This is a genomic window from Pseudomonas sp. PDM16 (genome assembly GCF_014851865.1).
Taxonomy (GTDB): Bacteria; Pseudomonadota; Gammaproteobacteria; order Pseudomonadales; family Pseudomonadaceae; genus Aquipseudomonas.
Window position 1 is genome coordinate 44,804 of record NZ_JACVAM010000007.1, and the last position, 19,841, is coordinate 64,644.

Annotated in this window: 6 protein-coding genes; all 6 read left to right on the forward strand. The window is 66.9% G+C overall.

What is annotated here, in order from left to right:
* Positions 1-113 precede the first annotated feature (113 nt).
* From IB234_RS20950 to IB234_RS20975, 6 genes are read left to right on the forward strand one after another with little or no spacing between them, the layout of a single operon-like run.
* Positions 114-8,177 (forward strand): type I polyketide synthase, encoded by an 8,064-nt coding sequence (locus IB234_RS20950; RefSeq protein WP_225580746.1) that lies wholly within the window; start codon positions 114-116, stop codon positions 8,175-8,177.
* Entirely contained in the window at positions 8,177-12,769 is a 4,593-nt protein-coding gene (locus IB234_RS20955) for a type I polyketide synthase (protein ID WP_192321642.1), read from the forward strand. Before IB234_RS20950 ends, IB234_RS20955 begins: the two co-directional genes overlap by 1 nt.
* Positions 12,762-13,058 carry an acyl carrier protein gene (locus tag IB234_RS20960; protein WP_192321644.1) on the forward strand — a complete coding sequence of 99 codons (297 nt, stop codon included), beginning with the start codon at positions 12,762-12,764 and terminating at the stop codon, positions 13,056-13,058. Before IB234_RS20955 ends, IB234_RS20960 begins: the two co-directional genes overlap by 8 nt.
* Positions 13,055-14,665 (forward strand): alkaline phosphatase family protein, encoded by a 1,611-nt coding sequence (locus IB234_RS20965; RefSeq protein WP_192321646.1) that lies wholly within the window; start codon positions 13,055-13,057, stop codon positions 14,663-14,665. The genes IB234_RS20960 and IB234_RS20965 overlap by 4 nt, the downstream gene beginning before the upstream one ends.
* Before the next feature lie 6 nt (positions 14,666-14,671).
* Entirely contained in the window at positions 14,672-17,254 is a 2,583-nt protein-coding gene (locus tag IB234_RS20970; RefSeq protein WP_192321648.1) for an alpha/beta fold hydrolase, read from the forward strand.
* Positions 17,251-19,797, forward strand: coding sequence for an HlyD family secretion protein (locus tag IB234_RS20975; RefSeq protein ID WP_192321650.1), 2,547 nt, complete (start codon positions 17,251-17,253; stop codon positions 19,795-19,797). The genes IB234_RS20970 and IB234_RS20975 overlap by 4 nt, the downstream gene beginning before the upstream one ends.
* The last annotated feature ends 44 nt before the right edge of the window (positions 19,798-19,841 follow it).

Genomic DNA, 19,841 nt, shown 5'->3' on the forward strand with positions numbered 1-19,841 from the left:
GCGTCACCTCCGCTCGTCCAGGTTTAGCCAAGCTGTTGCTGTCTCCGGCCGGTCTGGAGCACCCCGCACTCGCGATAGCGGCATCACGAGCCGGAGGTATTGGCGTGTTGGATATGGAGCTGGCAGACGCATCGGTGTCCGACCAGCTCGAACTCCTGCGTAGCCATGCCGGTGACAACGGTTATGGGCTGCGGCTGGGCGCTTTCACCGAGGCGATGGCCGAGCAGGTCGTGAGTCATTCGGGGCACGGCCTGCGTCTCCTGATCCTCGGGCGAGAGCAGTGGGAGGGCTGGTACAGCCAGCTGATTAGCCTGCCTGAAGGTGGTCCCGCTGTTCTGTTCGAGGTGAGCGATGCTGATCCTCTGGAGGCCGTCATTGCCTCCCGTATCGACGGTCTGCTGCTCAAGGGCTACGAGGCTGCCGGCTTCGTTGGCGAGAGCAGCAGCTTCATCCTCGCCCAGCATTGGCGCGCGCACAGCGACCTGCCGCTGTACCTGCGCGGCGGCATCACCCCGCACACCGCTGCCGCCGCGGCCCTGGTCGGCTTCGCCGGCGTGGCGCTGGATAGCCAGGTCCTGCTGCTGCAGGAGTCACCGGTCGCCGCAGACCTGCAACAGCATCTGCGCAACCTGTCCGGCAGCGAGACGGTCGCGGCGGGCAATGGTGAGTTCGGCTGCTACTGCCGCATCCTTTCGCGTCCGGGTTTCGCGCGCGCCAAGGCCTTCGTCGCCGATGCCGAGTCCCTCGCGCCCGCCCAGCTGCGTGAACGCCTGCTGGCCGAAGTGGAATGGCGCAACCCATCCGCCGGCCTGCTGCCGCTGGGGCAGGACGTGGCTTTCGCCGCTGCCTGGCAGAAGCAGTACGGCAGTGTTGCCCAGTTGTTCCAGGCCATGGATGCAGCTGTGCGGCACAACCCGCAGATCGCCCTGAGCGCTCGCGCCATGCGCAGCCAGCAGGCGCCGTTGGCCGAAGCGTTGGGCCTGCCGCTGCCACTGGTGCAGGGGCCGATGAGCCGGGTCTCCGACAAGGCCGAATTCGCTGCCGCGGTGGCTGAGGGCGGTGCGCTGCCGATGCTCGCTCTGGCCCTGCTCAAGGGCAAGCCACTGGCTGCCCTGCTGGAGAAGACTGCCGAGCTGCTGGCCGGTCGCCCCTGGGGTATCGGCCTGCTCGGCTTCGCCCCGCAGACCCTGCTGGACGAGCAGATCGCCGCCGCCAAGCCGCATCAGCCGAGCTACGCCATCATCGCCGGCGGTCGCCCGGACCAGGCCGTACGCCTGGAGCAGTCGGGCATCCCGTCCTTCCTCCACGTGCCTTCGTCCAACCTGATCCCGATGTTCCTCAAGGAAGGCGCACGGCGCTTTATCTTCGAGGGCCGCGAGTGTGGCGGTCATGTCGGCCCGCTGAGCAGCTTCGTGCTGTGGAGCAGCATGATCGACCGCCTGCTGGAGGAGATCGCCCTGGGCGTGCCGGCAGAGGAAATCCAGGTGCTGTTCGCCGGCGGCATTCACGATGCGCGCTCGTCGGCCATGGTCCAGACCATGGCCGCGCCGCTGCTGGCCAAGGGCGTCAAGGTCGGCATGCTGATGGGCAGCGCCTACCTGTTCACCCGCGAAATCGTCGGTGCCGGCGCCATCGTCGAGGGCTTCCAGCAGCAGGCCATCGAGTGCGCTCGCACGGTCAACCTGGAATCGGGTACCGGCCATGCCAGCCGCTGCGCCTACACGCCCTTTGCCGCTGCCTTCTTCGCGCGGCGCAATGAACTGAAGCAGGAGGCGGTGCCGGCCGACGAGGCCCGCGAGCAGCTCGATGACCTGATCCTCGGTCGCCTGCGCCTGGCCTCTAAGGGCAGCATGCGAGTGGGCGAGGAGGGCACCCTCAAGGAGTTCTCCACCGACGAGCAGGTGACCGACGGCATGTACATGATCGGCCAGGTCGCGACCCTGCGTGACGCCATCACTGATGTCGCCAGCCTGCACCGCAGTGTCACCGAGGATTCCCTGGCCTTGTTGGAGGACTACCAGCAGGTCCAGTTCGAAATAGCTGTCGAGCCCGGCGAGCCGGCCGACATCGCCATCATCGGCATGGGCTCGATCCTGCCTGGCTCCAGCACCACCCGCGAGTACTGGCAGAACATCCTGGCCAAGGTCGACGCCATCACCGAGATCCCCTCGCACCGCTGGGACTGGCGTCTGTACTTCGACGAAAACCGCAGCGCTCCGGACAAGATCTACTCGCGCTGGGGCGGCTTCCTCGACGACCTGGTGTTCGACCCGACCCGTTACGGCATGCCGCCCAAGTCCATCGAGTCGGTCGACCCGATGCAGCTGATGGCCCTGGACATCGCCCGCCAGACCCTGAGCGATGCCGGTTACGAGCAGCGTGGCTTCAATCGCGAGAAGGCCTCGGTGATCATCGGTGCCAGCGGTGGTGCTGGCGACGTCGGCATGCAGTACGGCCTGCGCTCCGAGCTGCCGCGTTTCAAGGGCGACCTGCCGGGCGAGATCGCCGGGCGCCTGCCGCAATGGACCGAGGACACCTTCGCCGGCATCCTGATCAACGTGATGGCCGGACGCATCGCCAACCGCCTGGACTTCGGCGGCGTCAATTTCGCCACCGACGCGGCCTGCGCCTCGTCCCTGGCGGCCATCTACCAAGGCATCAACGAGCTGCTCTCCGGGCGTAGTGACCTGGTCATCGCCGGTGGCGTGGACACGGTGCAGGGCCCATTCGGCTACCTGTGCTTCAGCAAGACCCAGGCCCTGTCGCCGCGCGGCCGCTGCCGTACCTTCGACGAATCGGCCGACGGCATCGTGATTTCCGAAGGTATCGCCATGCTGGCGCTGAAGCGCCTGAGCGATGCAGAGCGTGATGGCGACCGTGTCTATGCGGTGATCAAGGGCATGGCCGGCAGCAGCGATGGCAAGGCCAAGGGCCTTACCGCGCCGCTGCCCGCCGGCCAGTTGCGAGCCATGCGCCGTGCCTACCAGCAGGCCGGCTTCGGTCCGGACAGCGTCGGCCTGTTCGAGGCCCATGGCACCGGCACCGTGGCCGGCGACACCGCCGAGCTGGACAGCACCACTTCGCTGCTGCGTGAGGTTGGCAGCCGCCCGTCTCAGGCGGTGGTCGGTTCGGTGAAGACCATGATCGGCCACACCAAGGCCACCGCCGGCGTGGCCGGCATGATCAAGGCGGCCCTGGCTTTGCACCACAAAGTGCTGCCGCCGCACCTGGGCGTGCAGTCGCCCAACGCCGTACTGAAGCAGGGCGACAGCCCACTCTGCGTGCTCGACGAGGCGCAGCCCTGGCTGACGGCACAGCAGCCGCGCCGCGCTGCGGTCAGTGCCTTCGGTTTCGGCGGTACCAACTTCCACGCGGTGCTCGAGGAGTATGCCGGCGAGTACCGTCCTTGGCTGACCCAGGGCGTCAGCGATGCCTGGAGCGCCGAGTTGTTGCTGTGGCGCGCCGCCAGTCGCGAGCAACTGCAAAGCCAGGTGGCCCAGCTGCAGGCGCAGTTGGCAGCGCCGGGCAAGGTGGCGCTGCGTGATATCGCCTGTTATCTGAGCGACAACCTCGGCCAGGGCGAGCACAGCCTGGCGCTGGTGGTCGGCAGCCTGGACGAGCTGGCTGACAAGCTGGCCAAGGCTCAACAACGCCTGGCCGGCGAGGCGCTGATCGACCCGGCCATCGTGCTGAGCGACAGCCGCGTCGAACCAGGCCAGGTGGCCCTGCTGTTCCCCGGCCAGGGCTCGCAGAACATCAACATGCTGCGCGAGCTGGCCGTGCTGTTCCCGGTGGTTGCCAACACTCTGGCCGAGGCCGACAGCCTGCTGGCCGCCGGCACCGAGCGTTTCGCCAGCAAGCCGCTGAGCCAGTTCATTCACCCGCGCGCCTGCTATGACGAGGCTTCCCGCCAGGCCGCGAGCGCGGCGCTGACCAGCACCGATGTGGCCCAGCCGGCCCTCGGTGCGGTAGAGGCCGGCCTGCTACGCCTGCTGGGTGAACTGGGTGTGTCCGGCGATATGCTCGCCGGACACAGCTACGGCGAGTTCGTCGCCCTGTTCGCCGCTGGGCAGATCGACTTCGCCACCCTGATGAGCCTGTCCGAGGCCCGTGGCCGCTTTATCGTCGAGGCTGCGGCCAGCGCTGGCAGTGAGCTGGGCAGCATGGCCATGGTGCAGGCGCCGCGCGCCCAGGTCGAACAGGCCATCGCCGCCATTCCGCAGCTGCTGGTGGCCAACCACAATGCCCCGGAGCAGAGCATCATCAGCGGCTCCAGCGCCGGCATCGCCCAGGCGTTGGAGGTGCTGCAGCAGGCCGGCATCAACGCCAGTCCGATTCCGGTAGCCGCCGCCTTCCATTCGCCCTTCGTCGCTCCGGCCCAGGGCCTGCTCGCCGCTGCCATCGAGGCCGCGCCCTGGCAGGCCGGACGCCTGCCGGTCTACTCCAATGCTAGCGCCGCCCTGCACGCCGCCGAGCCGGCACAGGTCAAGCAGGCCATGGCCGAGCACCTGGTCAAGCCGGTGGAGTTCGTCGCCCAGATCGAGGCCATGCACGCGGCCGGTGCTCGGGTGTTCGTCGAGGTCGGGCCCAAGGCCGTGCTCAGCCGCCTGGTCGGTCGCATCCTTGATGGCAAGCCGCACCAGGCCGTAGCCCTGGACGAGCGCGTTGGTGGCCTCGCCAGCCTGCTGCTGGCCCTGGCTCGCCTGCATGGCCTCGGCGTGGCTTTCCAGCCCCAACGCCTGTTCGCCGGTCGTGCCTGTCAGATCAGCGCCAACGGTCGCCTCGAAGGGCTGTGGCGCGATGCCAGCCTGCCCAAGCAGGCCTGGCTGCTCAATGGCAGTGGCGCCCGCCGTGCCAGCGAGGCGCCGCGGCAGATCGGCGTGCGGCAAGACGACGTACTGCCTGTTTCCAGTTCCGCTACGGAGCCACACCCGGTGGCGGTTCCGCTCAATCGCAATCCCGCAACCCTGCCCCATAGCGCAGCCCCGGCTGCCACGCGACACAAGGAGAGGCTGGTCATGTCCGAACCCACGGCAACCCAAGGTGACGAGATGTCATCGGTGATGGCGGAGTACTTCGCCACCATGCGCCAGTTCCTGGAGACCCAGGAGCGGGTGCTCAACGCCTTCATGGCCGGCGGCGCACTGCCGGTCGCCATGCCACGCAGCATGCCTGCCGCCGCACCGGCGCCGCGTCGCCCGGTCGCCGCCGCGCCGGCTGCTCGCGTGGCCCCGGCCCCCGTTGCGGCCCCCGTTGCCGCGCCAGCTCCGGTCGCTGTTGCGCCTGCACCTGTGGCTGCACCGGTCGCCGCTGTTGCGCCCGTTGCTGCGCCGGCCCCTGTGGCTGCGTCGGCGGCCCAGGTGGATGGCGGTCGGATCAAGGACATCCTGCTGTCCATCGTCGAGGAGCGCACCGGCTATCCGAGCGACATGGTCGGCCTGGAACAGAACCTGGAAGCCGACCTCGGCATCGACTCGATCAAGCGTGTGGAAATCGTCGGCGCCCTGCTGCAGACCCTGCCGCCTGCCTACGGCAGCGCCCTGGGCGAGGCCCGCAGCCAGCTCAATACCCGAGCGACCCTGGCGGACATGCTGAAGATGCTCGAGGGGCTCAAGGTCGGTGAGGTAGCTGTCCCTTTTGAGTCTGCCGAGGCGAGCCCGAAGACTGTGCCGGTTGTGGCCAGCCACTCGCCTCGGCATATCGTTGTAGCCGAGGAGGAAGTCATCCCCGAGCAGGCCCTACGCCAGTTCGAACCGGGCTACTTCATTCTCACTGCCGACGACCACGGCTTGGCCCTGCGCCTGCAGGAATGGCTGGAGCAGCGCGGCTGCACGGTGTCCCTGCTGAGTCCCGGGCTGCTGGCCGACGAGGCGGCGCTGGCCAGCTGGTGCCGTGAGACGGCAGCCAACCCGGACAAGCAGGTCGCCGGTATCGTCCACCTGGCCGCCCTGGGTGCGCATGCCCTGCCGGCGGACGCCGGGCTCGAGGCCTGGCAGCGCGAGCTGCTGGTCAACGAGAAGTCGCTGTACCTGATCCTTCACTCGCTGGCCGCGCAGCTGCGCAGCGATGCCCATGTGGTCGCCCTTAGCGCCCTCGGTGGGCTGTTCGCCCGGGGGGGCGATGAACAACGGCAGAGCCTCAGCCTGCAGGGCGGCGGCAGCGGTCTGGTCAAGTCGATTCGCGAGGAGCGCCCGGCCCTGCGCACCCGCGCCATCGACCTGGATCCGGCGCTGAGCGACGCCGAGCAGCTGGCCATCATCACCGCCGAGTTGCAGCTGGTCGGCGGGCGCCAGGAGGTTGGTTATCCGGCCGGCCGCCGTACCGTATTCCGTACTCAGGCCGAGCAGTTGGCTGCCGAGAGCCTGCTGCCCGCGCTGGAAGGCGCCGTGGTGCTGGCCACTGGTGGCGCCCGTGGCATCACTGCCGAGGTGCTGCGCGAAATTGCCCGCCCCGGCAACGTGCTGGTACTGACCGGGCGCAGCCCGCTGCAGGAAGAGAGCGCCGCCACCGCTGCATTGCAGGGTGAGCAGCAACTGCGCCAGCACTTTATCGGCGAGGTGCGCGCCGGCCGCCTCAAGCTGACGCCGGCTGAAATGCAGCGGCGGATCAGCGCGCTGATCGGCCTGCGCGAGATGCACAGCAATATCGCCGACCTGCGCGCCCGCGGCGCGACGGTCGAATACCTGGCGGTGGACGCCACCGACGAGGCGGCCCTAGCCGCCGCCATCGACGGCATTCGCCAGCGCCATGGCAAGCTCAGCGGCGTGGTGCACGGCGCCGGGGTAATCGAAGACAAGCTGCTGGAAGACAAGACCCCCGACAGCTGGATGCGCGTGGTCGGCACCAAGGTGCTCGGCATGCTCCTGCTGCAGAAGCTGGTGCGCGTCGACGAGCTGGAGTTCTTCTGCGTGTTCAGCTCGGTGGCCGGGCGTTATGGCAACAGTGGCCAGCTCGACTATGCCACCGCCAACGAGCTGATGAGCCGCCTGTGCAGTCAGCTGCAGAGTCTGTGGGGCAACCAGGTCAAGCTGCTGTCGCTGAACTGGGGCCCCTGGGGGCCGACCCTGTTCGGCGCCGGCATGGTCACCAGCGAAACCGAGAAGAAATTCGCCGATAAGGGCGTGGCCCTGGTCGGGGCGGCGCAGGGTCGTCGCCTGTTCGACGAGGCCCTGCGCCTGAAGGCCGGACATGCGGTGGAAGTGGTGGCCGGCGACGGTCCCTGGGAGCGCCACGAGGCGGATGTCGGCCGCTGGCAGGAAGATGCCGGCGACGCCCCGCAGACCGCCCGCCAGCCGCTGCTGACCCAGTGCCGCATCGAAGATGGCGAGAAGGGCACCCAGGTCTTGCACTTCAACCTGGACGCCAGCCATGGCTACCTGCAGGAGCACTGCATCGACGGCATCCCGGTACTACCGGCGGCCGTGGCCCTGGAGATCATCGCCGAGGCCGCCACCCTGATGTGGCCGGGCTGGATAGTCGCGGAAGTGGCCGAGCTGCGCTTGCTCAAAGGCGTGCAGCTGAGCGAGCCGACCCAGGCCCTGTCGGTGCTGATCAACCCACCGACCTACGCCAGCAGCGAAGGCTTCGACGCCAGCATCAGCATTCGTTCCGGTAGCGGCAAGCAGCAGCGCATGCACTACCGCGCCGCGGTGAAGATGGCCCAGCAGCTGCCCGAGGCACCGCGTCACTCGATCGGCGAGTACCGCGAGCGCGAGCTGCCGGTGGCCAAGGCCTATCAGGAGTGGCTGTTCCACGGCCCGCGCTTCCAGGTCATCCGCGGCATCAGCGGCCTGTCCAGCCAGGGTGCGGCGGCGCTGATGTGTCCCAGCTCGCCGCAGCAGTGGCTGGCCGGTGGTCGTGCCGAACAACAGTGGATCATCGACCCGGCGGTGCTCGACGCCGCGCCGCAGATGGCCCTGCTGTGGGCCCGCACCTTCCACGACGGTTCGGCGCTGCCGGCCCAGTTCGGCCGGGTGGTCCGCTACGTCGAGCAGCTGCCCGAGCGCTTCCACATGGACTTCCAGTGCCTGCCCGGCGAAGCCCAGCAGGTGCGCGCCAACGTCTTCTTCAGCGATGACGAGGGTCGCCTGCTGCTGCTGATCGAAGACCTGCAATGCATAGTCGATGCGCGCCTCAATCGCCTGGGCGGCACCCACCTGCGCAAGGAAACCGAGTGATGAGCAACGCGCCTATCGCCATCATCGGCATGGCCTGCATCTTCCCGCAGGCCCCAGACCTGGCCGGCTTCTGGCGCAACATCCTGGCCGGCACCGACGCCGTCGGCGAGCCGCAGGACGAGTGGGAGGCGCAGCGCTACCTGGACTCGGGGCGCATCAACACCCAGCACGGCGGCTACCTGAACGATCTGTACCGCTTCGATCCGCGCGAGTTCGGCATCATGCCCAACTCGGTGGATGGCGGTGAGCCGGACCAGTTCCTCGCTCTCAAGGTGGCCTTCGATGCTTTGCAGGATGCCGGCTACGCGGGCGACGGCGTCGATCATCGCGATACCGGCATCATCCTCGGCCACAGCACCTACCTGCACCGCGGCCAGGTCAGCCATATCCAGAACCATATCGTCCTCGACCAGACTCTGGAGCTGCTCAAGGCTGCCCAGCCGAGCCTGAGCGAGGACGACCTGGCGCGCCTGCGCACGGCGCTGCAGAAGCAGCTGCCGCCGTCCAACACCGACATCGCCCCGGGCCTGGTGCCCAACGTGATAACCGGGCGCATCGCCAACCGCCTCAACCTCAAGGGGCCGAATTACATAGTCGACGCCGCCTGTTCCTCCTCGCTGCTGGCGGTCAACGCCGCCATGGACGAGCTGCGCAGCGGGCGCAGCCGCCTGATGATCGCCGGTGGGGTCAACGCCTCGCTTCCGGCCGAGGTCTCGGTGATCTTCACCCAGCTCGGCGCCCTCAGCGGGCGCGGCAAGGTGCGCCCGTTCGAACAGGGCAGTGACGGCACTCTGCTCGGCGAAGGCCTGGGCATGGTAGTGCTCAAGCGCGTGGATGACGCCCTGGCCGACGGCGACCGTATCTATGCCGTGCTGCGTGGCATCGGTCAGGCCAGCGATGGTCGTGGTACCGGCCTGCTGGCGCCGAGCGAGGAGGGCGAGGCCCTGTCGATCCGCCGCGCCTATGAGAGCAGCGGTGTCGACCCGGCCAGCATCTCCCTGGTCGAGGCCCACGGCACCGGTATTCCGCTCGGCGACAAGACCGAGATCGCCGCCCTGCGCAGCGTGCTCGGCGAGCGCCAGGGCCTGCTCGGCAGCGTGGCCATCGGCTCGGTGAAGTCGATGATCAGCCACTGCATTCCTGCCGCCGGCATCGCCGGCCTGATCAAGACCAGCCTGGCCCTGCACCACAAGGTGCTGCCGCCGACCCTGTGTGGCACGGTCAACCCGGCGCTGGGCATCGGCGCCACGCCGCTGTACGTCAACACCGCCAGCAAGCCCTGGATCGCCAAGCCACAGAGCCCGCGCCGCGCCGGCATCAACTCGTTTGGTTTCGGCGGCATCAATACCCATGCGGTGCTGGAAGAGGCGCCGGCCGCCGCCCAGCGTCCGTTGAGCTTTGCCCGTCGCGAGTGCGAGCTGTGCGTGTTCGCCGCCACCTCCGAGACCGAGCTGCTGGCCCAGCTGCAGCAGGTGCAGGGCTATATAGAGAGCAACCCCGGTGTGGCGCTGCTGGATCTGGCCGCGACCCTGGCCGCCCGCGACTGTGCCGGCAAGCCGGCACGCCTGGCCGTGCTGGCCGGCGATGTGGCCGAACTGGCGAAGAAGCTGCAGCAAGCGGCGAAGAAGATCGCCGAGGCCAAGAGCCCGCGCTGGATGACCCGCACCGGGCAGGTGTTCAGCAGCCAGCCGCTGCTGGGCAAGCTGGCCTTCCTGTTCCCCGGCGAAGGCTCGCAATACCTGAACATGCTGGCCGACCTGGCCCAGCAGTTCCCCGAAGTGCGCGAGTGGTTCGACTTCTGGCAGGGCCTGTACGACGAACAGCCGGGCTCGACCCGTACCGACATCCTGTTCCCGCCGGCCAGCGAGCTGGATGACGAGCTGCGCCAGCGCCTGGAAGCGCGCCTGTTCGACATGGACGTGGGCTCCGAGGCGGTGTTCGTCGCCAGCCAGGCCCTGTTCAGCCTGCTCGGCGCCCTGGGCGTGGAGCCGGATGCCATGCTCGGCCACAGCACCGGCGAGTCTTCGGCCCTGGCTGCCAGCGGCGCAATGGCTTTCAGCGACCGTGGCCAACTGGCCGACTTCATCCGCGAGCTGAACCAGGTCTACCGCGGCGTGCTGGACGGTGGTGGCATCGCCACCGGCGCGCTGCTCACCGTTGGCGCGCTCAAGCGCGAGGTGGTGGACCGCCACATCGCCGCCCGTACCGAGCCTGTGGTGGTGGCCATGGACAACTGCCAGAACCAGTTGGTGCTGTTCTCCGACCGCGCCACCATCGAGGCCCTGCTGCAGCTGCTCAGCGAGGAGGGCGGCATCTGTTCGATCCTGCCGTTCGACCGCGCCTACCACACGCCGCTGTTCGCCGCGGTGACCAGCGCCTTCCACCAGTACTACCGCGATGTCGGCCTGCAGGCGCCGAAGACACCACTGTATTCCTGCGCCAGCGCCGACCTGTTCCCGGCTGACTCACCCTCAGTCTTCGAGCTGGCAGCGGCGCAGTGGTCGAACACCGTGCGCTTCCGCGAAACCATCGCCAACATGCACCGCGATGGCGTGCGCTACTTCGTCGAGGTCGGCCCTTCAGGCAACCTGACCGGCTTCGTCAACGACATCCTCGGCGGTGAGGAATACCTGGCCATCGCCTCCAACGCGCGCAAGCGCAGCGGTGTGGAGCAGTTGTTCAACCTGCTCGGCAGCCTGTTCGTCAACGGCAAGGCGGTGGACCTCGGCAAGCTCTACCGCGGCATCGCCTGCCGCGTGCTCGACCTCGATCAACCGTTGCCGCAACCCAAGCGCGGCATGCTGGTGAAGAACACCATGCCGGTGGTGCATGTGAACGAATCGCTTGGAGAGCTGCTGCGCGAACTGTTCCAGCCGGTCGCGGCCGTAGCCGCGCAACCGCTGGCCGCCAGCCCGACGGCGCCGCTGCTGGTGGATATCCAGCGCCAGGGCGAGCGACTCAGCGCCCAGTGCCCGCTGTGGTCCACCGACCGCTTCCTCGCCGATCACGTGTTGTCCGGCCCCAGCTCCTACCATCAACCCGAGCTGCAAGGCCTGGCCTGTGTGGCGATGATGGCCAGCCTGGAAATCATGGCCGAGGCCTGCGCGCTGCTGGCCGGCAGCGTGGCGATCAACCTGATCGAGAACGTGCGTGCCTTCGACTGGGTCGCCCTGGATCGCGGCGAGCTGACCTTGCAGGTGCAGGCCGAGCGCGTCGCCGATAACCACTACCGGGCCGAGCTGCACAACGCCGGCAGCCTGGTGATGAGCGCCGAATTCCGCTTCGCCGCGCAGCTTACCGGCGCGCCGCTGGCCGAGCTGCAGGGTGGTATCGGTTATCGCTGGCCGGACCACGAGCTGTACAGCACCGGCATGTTCCACGGCCCGCTATTCCAGAGCATCGCCAGTGTCGGCGCCTGGGCTGAGGAGGGCATCGATGTCCAGCTCGCCAGCTGCTCGCTGGATGGTTTCGTACATGACGGCGAGCCCTGTGCCCTGGTGCTCAACCCGGTGCTGCTGGACGCCCTCGGTCAATTGGCCGCCTATTGGCTGGCGCAGCAGGTCGGCACCGATTTCAACAGCTTCCCTTCGCATATCGCCCGCATCGAAATTCATGCACAGGCACCTGCCGATCTGTCCGGCGCCTGGCTGCGTGGGCGCCAGCGCCCGGTCGATGCGGCCAATAGCGGCCTGGATGCACCGCGCACCTGGACCTTCGACTGCCTGCACGAGGGCCGCCTGCTGCTGCATGCCAGCGGTTTCGCCAACCTGTTCTTCCCCGTGCCCAACGCCTTCTACCAGCTGCGTCGCGAGCCCATGAACGGCTGGCTCGGTGCGCCGCTGGCCAGTGCGGCACCGCAGGCATTGCTGTGGCAGCTGGAGCAGCTGCCCGAGGACTTCTGCAAGCAGTCGGCGGCGATCTTCCTGCGCATCCTTGCCCATGCCGTGCTGGCCGTGGACGAGCGCGATGAGTGGGAAAGCGTGCGCCAGACCCGCCGCGCCCGTGAGTGGCTGCACGGTCGCCTGTGCCTGAAGGAAGCGACCCGCTACTTCATCTACCAGCAGACCGGCGAGCTGCTCTGCCCGGCAGACGTGAGCGTGCATCACGACGCACTGGGCGCGCCCTTCGTCGACGGCTGGTGGAACGGCCACTGGCTGGCCGCGCCGGCCGTGTCGCTGAGCCACGACCGCGATGGCTGCCTGGCCGCTCTGGTGCCGGGCGGCGCCGTGGGTGTGGACGCCGAGCGCCTGGATCGCCTGCAACGTCCGGAACTGGTGGCCGGCTCGTTCACCGCCCATGAGCAGCAGGTGCTGGCCGCGGTGGACCCGGCCTGGCAGGGCGAGCTGACCCTGCGTACCTGGTGCGCCAAGGAGGCTGCCGCCAAGTACCTGGGCTGCGGCCTGCGCGGTGCGCCGCAGGATTTCGAAGTGCAGTTCGCCGAGATCGGCGACCTGGCCGAAGTGAGTTTCGCCGGAGACGCCAGCCTGGCGCCGGCGTGCGTGAGTGTGGCCTTCGAGGTGCACGGCGATCAGCTGATCGCCCTGGCCGGGGCCGAATTGGAAGTAGCGGAATACGGAGTGGCCAATGGCTGAGAGCAAGAGCGCAATCGAGCAAACCCTGATCCACATCGCTGCCGACCTGACCCAGGACTGGGGCATCGAGCTGGACGCGCCGCTGAGTGCCGAGACCCGGCTGGTGGCGGACATGGAGTTCGCCTCGGTCGACATCATCCAGCTGATCGTCGCCATCGAAGAGCACTACAACCGCCCGAAAATGGGCTTCCAGGATCTGCTGATGAACGACGGCAGTTACGTCGACGATCTCTCCATCGGGCAGCTGATCGATTTCGTCCACGAAAAACTCACAGGAGTGCCGGCATGACCACTCGTACCCTCTTCATCGGCATGGATGGCTGCACCTTCACCATCCTCGACGACCTCTGCGTGGAGAAGGACGGCCAGCCGGCCGTGATGCCCTTCCTCGGCGGCCTCATGGCCCGTGGTACCCGCGCCAAGCTGCGCTCGACGCCCAACCCGCTGACCCCGCCGGCCTGGGTCTCGCTGATGACCGGGCGCAGCCCGGGCAACCACGGTCTGCTGGATTTCATCCGCGCCGAGGAGAAGAACGGGGACGTGTTCTTCACCCTCTACGATTCGCGTGACAACCGCGCCGAGACCATCTGGTCGATCGCCAGCCGCCAGGATCGCCGCGTCGCCGTGCTCAACCTGCCATTCACCGCGCCGCCACCCAAGGACCTCAACGGTTTCATGGTGCCGGGCTTCATCCCATGGCGGCACCTGCGCCGCAACACTGTGCCGGCCAACTTCTACGATCGTCTCAAGCAGGACCTGCCGGGCTTCGATCCGAAGGAACTGGCCTGGGACTTCGAGCAGGAGAAGCAGGCGGTCAACGACCTTACCGACGAAGATCGCGAGAACTGGGTGCGCTACCACCTGCCGCGTGAGAAGCAGTGGTTCGAGATCGCCAAGTTCCTGCTCAAGGAAGAGGCGCCCGAGCTGATGGCGGTGATGTTCGACGGCGTCGACAAGCTGCAGCACCAGGCCTGGCTGTTCCTCGACCCGGCCCTGCAGCACGACGGCGTCAGTGACTACCACAAGCGCATGCGCAAGCTGTGCCTGGACTACTTCCGCCAGCTTGATGGCTTCATCGAAGAACTGGTGACCATGGCCGGCCCGGACGTGCAGGTGTTCATGGCCTCCGACCACGGCTTCACCGCCACCACCGAAGTGGTGCGGATCAACGCCTGGCTGTTCGAGAAGGGCTACCTGCACTGGAAGGAAGTGCTCGATCCGGATTCCGAGGCCGCCAAGCGCCGCGAGGAAAGCATGTTCGCCAACCTTGACTGGACCAAGACCACCGCTTACTGCCGCACCCCGTCGAGCAACGGCATCAATATCCGCGTGGCACGCAATCCGGGCGAGACCGGGATCAAGCCGGAAGACTACGAGGCCTTCCGCGAGCAGCTGATCATCGACATCAAGGCGCTCAAGGATCCGGTCACCGGCGAGAGCATCGTCAGCGAGATCCACCTGCGCGAGGAAGTCTTCGCCGGCCCGGCGATGCTGGATGCGCCGGACCTGCTGCTGGTGCTGCGCGACTTCGGTTTCGTCTCGATCAAGAACAAGCTGCCGATCGTCGAACCGCGCGAGGAGCCGGCCGGCACCCACCACCCGGACGGCATCTTCATCGCCTGCGGTCCGGGCATCCGCAAGGGCGTACAGATCGACCGCCGGCACATCTGCGACGTCGGCGCGACCCTGCTCTACAGCCAGGGCCTGGAAGTGCCCGGCGACTTCGAGGGCAAGGTGGCCAACGACATGTTCATCAAGCCGTGGCTGAACCAGAACCCGATCCGCATCGGCGAAGCCACCCGCGGGGTGAACCAGGACGCCAACGCCGAAGGCATGGCCGATGACGAGAAGGACAAGCTGATGGCGCAGCTGCAGATGCTCGGCTACATGGAGTAACGCGCGATGGCGATGGCCGAGGTCAATGGTGTCCGGCTGCACTATCAACAGCTGTCCTGCGAACGCACGGAAGGCGAGATCGAGGACGTGGTACTGATCCACGGTCTCGCCGCCAACCTGGCGTTCTGGTACATGCAGATCGGCCATGCCCTGGCCAAGCACTACCGGGTGACCATGTACGACCTGCGCGGTCATGGTCGCTCGAGCATGCCGCAGCAAGGCTACACCCCGGCCGAACAGGCCGAGGACCTGCGCCAGCTGCTGGACTGGCTGGGCATCGGCCGGGCGCATTTCATCGCCCACAGTTTCGGCGGCACCATCGCGCTGAACCTGGCGTGCGAGCAGCCCCAGCGCTTTCGCAGCCTGACCATTGCCGATACGCACATCGCCGCCATTCGCAACGTGGGTGCCGACTGGCGCTATGCCGACCATATCCAGCGCATCCTGGATGACAACTGTATCGCCCTGAACACCCGCGAACCCTATTTCGGTTACCGCCTGCTCAAGGAGGCGGCGACCCTGCAGCTGAACCAGCGCGAGCTGCCGGAAGCCCTGCGCGAACTGATCAATCCGCTGATGGGCAGCTCCGGCAAGCGCACCGCCGACCAGTGGGTGAAACTGCTGGAGACCACTGCCGCCCAGGAAGAGCTGATGGGCGACGATGGCCTGGTAGTGGAGCGCCTGCGCCAGCTGCACTTCCCGCTGCTGGCGATCTACGGCGAACGCTCCCAGGCGGTGACCACCGGGGAGCTGCTGCTCACCGTCTGGCCGCGCGCGGACTTCCGCCTGGTACGAGGTGCGGGGCACTTCTTCCCGGCCTCGCGGCCGCAGAAGCTGATCCGCTCCTTCGAGTTCTTCCTGCGCCGCGCCAGCGGTCTGCGCCAAGGACGTGCCGAGGATGGCGAAACCAGGCCCTATTTCCGCAGCGACCGCATCTACAGTCGAGCCGAGCAGTGGTTCTACGCCACCCGCGAAGGCAAGGAGCAGGGGCCGTTCGGCGCCTTCGACGATGCCCTAGACCACCTCAACGCCTTTATTGCCGAGGTGCTGGCGCGCAAGATCAAGGCCGGCTCGATGTTCAACCTGCCGAGCAAGATCCGCGTGCCGGCCGGGCTCAGCGAGGACGACTTCCACCTGATCGCCCGTAACGGCTTTGGCGATGGCATCAACGCCTACGCCCACGCCATGGCCTGGTTCAACGACCACCTGTATGTCGGCACCACCCGCGGCAACTTTCCGCTGATGAAGGCGCGACTGCCGATCAGCATGGACCCCTGGCCGGTGGAGTGTCCGGCCAACCCGTTCGACCTCGACCTGCACGCCGAGATCTGGCGCTACAACCCGCGCAAGGACGAGTGGAAGCGGGTGTTCAAGGCGCCCACCATCATCGGCAGCGATGGCTCGAGGATCCCCCGCGAGCTGGGCTTCCGTGGCATGTGCGTGTACCCCGGCAGCGCCGGGCGCAAGCCATCGCTGTTCGTCAGTACCTGGTCGCCGGCCAAGGGACCGGGGCCGCTGCTGCTGCGCAGTGAGGATGGTCTGGACTTCACCCCCAGTTGCGAGCCGGGGCTGATGGGCCTGCCGGTGACCACCATCCGCACCATGGTCAGCTTCAAGGGGCGCATGTACACCACCCCGGCCGGTTCGCGCGGTGGCAATCCCAACGTTTCCTCGCACTCCATCGTCTACGAGAGCGAGACGCCGGAGGAGGGCCGCTGGGAGGCCGTCAGCGATTTCGGTTTCGGCGATGAGGGCAACAAGACCATCTTCGAGATGTGCCCGTTCGGCGATCATCTCTATATCGGTACCTTCAACCTCAAGGGCTACCAGGTCTGGCGCAGCACCTGCGAGTCCAAGCCCTACCACTGGGAGCAGGTGATAGCCGATGGCGCCGGCCGCGGCCCGCTCAACCAGTCGGTGCTGAGCATGTACCCGTTCAAGGGCGCGCTCTATGTCGGCAGCGCCATCCAGGGCGGCGGCATCGACCGGCAGAACGGCGTCGGCCCGGCGCCACCCGAGCTGATCCGCATCCGCCCGGACCTGAGCTGGGATCTGCTGGTAGGCGATGCACGGATGACCGACAAGGGCTGGAAGGAGCCGCTGTCCGGTTACATGGCGGGCTTCGACAACTTCTTCAACGGCTACTTCTGGCGCATGGCCGAGCACGAGGGCTGGCTGTATCTGTCGACCTTCGACTGGAGCGGCCTGCTCGGCTACGCCCGGCGCGACAGCTGGCCGGAGCCCTTCCTCAACATCGTCAACAGCGTTGGCGAGAAATTCATCTTCGAGCGCCAGTCGGGCTTCGACCTGTACCGCAGTTACGACGGCGAGAACTGGGTGCCGGTGACCACCGATGGCATGGGCAACCCCTACAACATCGGCATGCGCACTATCGTTTCCTCGCCCTACGGCCTGTTCCTCGGCGCTGCCAACCCCTTCGGCCCCAGGGTCTGGCCGCTGGGCGGGGACCGCTATATCGACAACCCGCGCGGCGGCTGCGAAGTGTTCTTCGCCCCGCGCAAACAGATGACCTCGGCCGCACCCAGCGCCGGTATCCGTGACCGGTCCAAAGGAAGCCCCGTGCTATGAACGGCAATATCTCCGCGAAGAAAGAGTCCGATCTCGGCGACGCCCGCAAGATCGCCACGCCGCTGCTGCTGCGCAAGGGGCTGCAGGTGTTCCTGCGCAACGGCCGACAGGAGCCGTTGTACGTGGTGATCGATCCGGCCAGCCAGCAGCAGTGGGAGTTGGAGACGCACCAGTTCTTCATCCTCGAGATGATGCAGGTGGACGAGGAATTCGTGGCCATTGCCGCCAGCTACGAACGACGCTTCTCGCATGCTCTGAGCCGTGGTGAGCTGGATGGCCTGCTGGTGAACCTGATCGACCAGCGTCTATTGGGGCTGGCCGCTGCCGCGCACCCGCTGGTGGCACCCTATCGCGAGCAGTTGCAGGAGGATCTCCAGCGCCTGCTCGAGGAAAAGGTGGCGCGTTTCCGTGACAAGGCGGCGCCACCCGCCCGCAGTCAGACGCCTGCATCGGCTCCGATCAGCGCCGTTCCGCTTCAGGCCGCTGCGCCCTCCGGCGCTACAGCCCGCCCTGGCGCAGGGGCTTCCAACGACACCAGAAGACCGGATTCGGATCAGTTGCAGGCTGGTGTGCGCGACTCAGCGGGCATGGACGACACCCTGCGTATCCCGGTACTGCACCTGTTCAATCCCCATCGTCTGCTGAAGTCCATGCAGGGCTGGACGGAATCGCTCAAGTACGGCGTTTTCGTTCTGCCACTGCTGGTTGGCCTCGCGTTGGGCGTGCTGATCAACAACTACTCGCTGGCCCAGCTGGATGCCGCCAGCATGCTCTCTGGCATGGGCGCGCTCGGCCATGTGTTCTTCAGCCTGTTCACCGTCAACCTGCTGTGTACCCTGACCCTGGCACTCACCGCACAGAAGTACCGTGGCACGGTGTACAGCCTGTCGGTGGCGTTCATGCTTGGCTTCCTGCCGCGTTTTCTGCCACGCATTCGCCATCTGATGGGCCTCAGCCGTCGCGAGCGGCTGTGGCTGCATGGCGGTCCGGTGCTGATGCGCATCGCGTTGTTCAGCCTCGGGGTCTTCACCTGGTATCTGACCCGCTCTTCCGGGGGACTGCTACCGGCAGGTGGTCTGGCATTGGCTCTCACCGCCGGGGTGGCGCTGCTGCTGACGCTCAACCCCCTGTCGAAGAGCAGCGGCTACCATCTGATCGCCGTGTTGCTGGATGAACCGCACCTGCGTGGCAAGGCGTTCAAGGCGCTGTTCGGACGCATCAAGGGCAATGCCTACCGCGAGGCCAACGACACCGCGCTGATGGCCTACGGCCTGGCGTCGGTTTTGTACTCGGTGCTGCTGTTCGTGGTGGCGCTGGTATTGGTTAGTGGCTGGCTGGAGGTGCATTTCGGCGGCACCGGGGTACTGGCCAGTATCGTTCTGGTGGGCTACCTGAGCGTGCTGACCTACCGCAAGTTCAGGTCGGCCAACGAGATGTACGAGCGTACCGTTCAGTACGAACGCTGGAAGCGTCGTCGTCTGCCAGAAAATCTGGAGCAGAAGGTCGGTGCCCAACCCGTCAACAAGACGGCTCGCTACACCGGAAGGGTAGCGGCTCTTTCCCTGCTGATCTGTCTGTTCCTACCCTATCCCTACGAGCCGGGGGGCTCTTTCGTCATTCTGCCGACCGAGCAGCAGCAGGTGGCGAGCGACATCGGCGGTATCGTCACTGAGGTGCTGGTGGAAGGGGGAGAGCAGGTAGCGGCGGGGCAGGTCCTGGCGCGATTGGCTACGGGTGACTATTCCGGCCAGGTGAAGATCGCCGAGGCGCGCATCGCCGAGGAGATGGCGATAGTCGCCGAGCTGAAGTCGCGCCCACGGCCCGAAGAGGTGGAAGTCGCCCTGCGCAACCTGGACATGGCGCGCACCCAGACCCAGTTCAGCCAGTCCAACAATCAGCGCCATGTCACCCTGCTGGCCAAGGGTGGAGTGTCCGCGCAGCAGGCCGACCAGGCCCGCCGCCAGTACGAGGTGGACCTGATGGCGGTCAAGGTAGCTGAAGCCAACCTGGCCCTGGCCAGAACCGGAGCCACCTCTGACTCGATTGCCGCCGCCGAGGCTCAGGTCCAGCGCTGGCGTAGCGAGCGCGACCTGTACCTGGCGAAGATCGAGCGTTCACAGCTGAGGGCGCCGATGGACGGCAAGCTGATCACCCTGCTGCTCAGGCAGAAGGTCGGCAAGTTCCAGCCTCCGGGTGAGCCCTTCGCAGTGGTGGAGAAGGCCGATCGGGTTTACGCCGAGATCGAGGTGCCGGAAACCGAGATCGGGTACGTGCAGCCGGGGGCGGTACTCAAGGTCAAGCCGCTGGCCTACTCCGACCGGCTGTTCGATGGGACCGTGACGCAGATCGATGCCAACGTGATCGAGAAGACCACGGGCAAGTACGTCAAGGTGCTGACGACAATCGATAACCCGAACGGGGAGCTGAAGTCGGGCATGACCGGCTACGCCAAGGCTGCGGGTGAGACATTGCCGGTATGGAAGGCCTTCACCCGGGCGATCTTCCGCTTCATCGATGTCGAACTGTGGTCGTGGATTCCCTGATCCGCGACATCTGAGCCACACAGAAAAACACCGGCCTCGGCCGG

What these genes read in the sequence shown, in the direction of transcription:
- IB234_RS20965 (WP_192321646.1), top strand. Translation starts at nt 13,055, where the DNA reads ATGACCACTCGTACCCTCTTCATCGGCATGGATGGCTGCACCTTCACC.
- IB234_RS20975 (WP_192321650.1), top strand. Translation starts at nt 17,251, where the DNA reads ATGAACGGCAATATCTCCGCGAAGAAAGAGTCCGATCTCGGCGACGCC.
- IB234_RS20960 (WP_192321644.1), top strand. Translation starts at nt 12,762, where the DNA reads ATGGCTGAGAGCAAGAGCGCAATCGAGCAAACCCTGATCCACATCGCT.
- IB234_RS20970 (WP_192321648.1), top strand. Translation starts at nt 14,672, where the DNA reads ATGGCGATGGCCGAGGTCAATGGTGTCCGGCTGCACTATCAACAGCTG.
- IB234_RS20950 (WP_225580746.1), top strand. Translation starts at nt 114, where the DNA reads ATGGAGCTGGCAGACGCATCGGTGTCCGACCAGCTCGAACTCCTGCGT.
- IB234_RS20955 (WP_192321642.1), top strand. Translation starts at nt 8,177, where the DNA reads ATGAGCAACGCGCCTATCGCCATCATCGGCATGGCCTGCATCTTCCCG.